Source organism: Herbaspirillum chlorophenolicum (genome assembly GCF_001189955.1).
Lineage (GTDB): Bacteria > Pseudomonadota > Gammaproteobacteria > Burkholderiales > Burkholderiaceae_D > Herbaspirillum > Herbaspirillum chlorophenolicum.
On record NZ_LFLT01000126.1, the window covers coordinates 1 to 2,001 of the forward strand.

General features: G+C 46.3%; 3 protein-coding genes. All 3 read left to right on the top strand.

Annotation, left to right across the window (positions count from 1 at the left end; translation table 11 throughout):
* The coding region (locus tag AKL28_RS24935) for a hypothetical protein (RefSeq protein WP_197091097.1) at window positions 1–370 on the top strand (370 nt) is incomplete at its 5' end.
* Window positions 371–1,184: 814 nt separating this feature from the next.
* Entirely contained in the window at window positions 1,185–1,616 is a 432-nt protein-coding gene (locus tag AKL28_RS23425; protein ID WP_050470686.1) for an Imm50 family immunity protein, read from the top strand.
* Between the two features lie 86 nt (window positions 1,617–1,702).
* Window positions 1,703–2,001, top strand: a 299-nt coding sequence (locus AKL28_RS24750) for a hypothetical protein (protein WP_156226476.1), incomplete at its 3' end; no start/stop codon positions are given.

The window sequence follows — 2,001 nt, forward strand, 5'->3', positions numbered from 1 at the left end:
GGTAATTGCCAGATGGCGACCGAAAGTCATTTGTGTGGCCGTCTTTGACCACCTAGCTAACGACCTGGCGACGACCTTTCCAGATGTGATCGGCTCTGTTATGTCTCTTCCGTCAGTTTTTGTGACGGAGATTAGTGGCGGCCGGTGGCCCAAGATCGGCAATCTTCCACCCATTGTCGATTCTCGCTTGGCTGACTTTGCGGCCTTTGCACAGACAGACTACGTTGGAGCAAAAATCTATACAGGTAGCATCATCGAAGCACTGGTGAACGCCTTTTATGGCTTGGCTGATTGGGAACCTTATAGAGCATCACCTGGACTGCTCCGATCATTGTTATGCCATTCATTTGATGAAAAAAGCATTCAGTAAGCAGTGCCGTGTATCTGTGCATACCGACTCGATAAGCTTTAGTAGTGACCGCAATCGGCCAATAGCAGTCTTTGATTTCTAATATTACCTAATATGAAATTTGAAACGGTTAAACCCAAACTTGAGTTTTCTGCTTTTCCAGCTAGCTTTAACATCGCAATCGACACCGACGCTTTCAGCGCTGGTCATCCACACGTTGGATGTCATCTCAGGCTCTCGTAAATGTTTAAACTACTTCTAGGACTTCTAGACCTTGGTATTTTTCTGGGAATGCCAGCTCTTTTCGTCGGTATTGCTGGTTTAGTTGCATGGCCTCAGTTACCGAGGCCATGGCTATTTGTTGTTTTATGTTTGCTCGTCCTTTATGTGTTGTATCTCGTAATGTTTTACTTTGCCGCTCCAGTTAGTGTCGTGTCGATGGATTTGATTGTTCCGGCAAATGATCTGCAGGCCAGAGCCGACAGCACCTCCACTGCAGATCAAGAGAGCAACGTTTGGTTTCTTCTCCTCAGGGCATATCGTCAACCAATTCTCCTATTTTCGGTCGCAGCGCTTCCTATACTGTGGCTTGCCGTGAAGATATGCCGGAAATAGGCGCGCAGCCATGACGCTCAACATTTGGGATAACGTGGCCCCTTCTGCCACTGAGACGTGCGGAAAACCGATCGACGACTACGATCCGAGTCCCGAGAAAATCGTCGCCTGGGCTCTCGAAGAGACCGCTCCTTGAGTTTGAATTACCTCGGAACAAAGGACTTCTTTTGGTCAAGAGCGGACTTGGGAATTGTGCAAAACAATTAGTTAAAATGTGCTAATGAGAATTCTTGATTTCATCGACGGCTCAGAGAAACTAATTGCCGAACTGGGAGAATGGCCGTCATTTCACGATGACGAAATCGTTACCGTTTTTCTCAAGCGCGAAGCTGGCCTCGGCTCTGAGGAAAATACATCAATGCGCCTTAGTATTCATGTTCGACGACATGAGGAGATTGGACTTGGAACAGCCCAATATCATTTGAGAATGAATAAGAATATTCTTGTTCATCTCGTCTTCCGAAACATTCAGGATCTCGCCATTTCTAACTTCAATGGACAGAACGTCATACATTCATTGGATATCACTGAGTATTCACTGTCGAATACTCCAGAAGCGAGAGTAAGCCTAGAGTCATCCTGGGGCTTGGAAGGAACGTTTCGATGCAAATCGATTCAGGTGGAATCGATTGAGATGCTTCCTATCGCGTGATGATTCGTTCAGGAACGTCTCTTATCAGCCAGATACGGATATCCGAACTAAAATAGGAAAGGCATGAAAATAAAGCGGGATCGTGTGTGAATGCGACACTTATAACGAATAGCGAGCTCAATTCTCTTTGCATGCAAGACATCCGTATCTTCGAAGACGATTCGGGAGGCGTTTGCCGTTTAGATTTACGATCGTCGCCGTTTCAGGCGCAGATTGATTTTTTTTTCGATAATCCGGTATTTCCCGATTTTGTCGCTCAGTTGGAGCGCTTGAAAGATTCTCTCGTCGGAAAAGCCAGGCTGGGGAATTGTCACGAAGAGCCATTTATTCAATTTGAAGGCGACGGTCTCGGGCATATTCTGGTCAGCGGAAAGTTACTAGACAC

What these genes read in the sequence shown, in the direction of transcription:
- AKL28_RS23425 (WP_050470686.1), top strand. Translation starts at nt 1,185, where the DNA reads ATGAGAATTCTTGATTTCATCGACGGCTCAGAGAAACTAATTGCCGAA.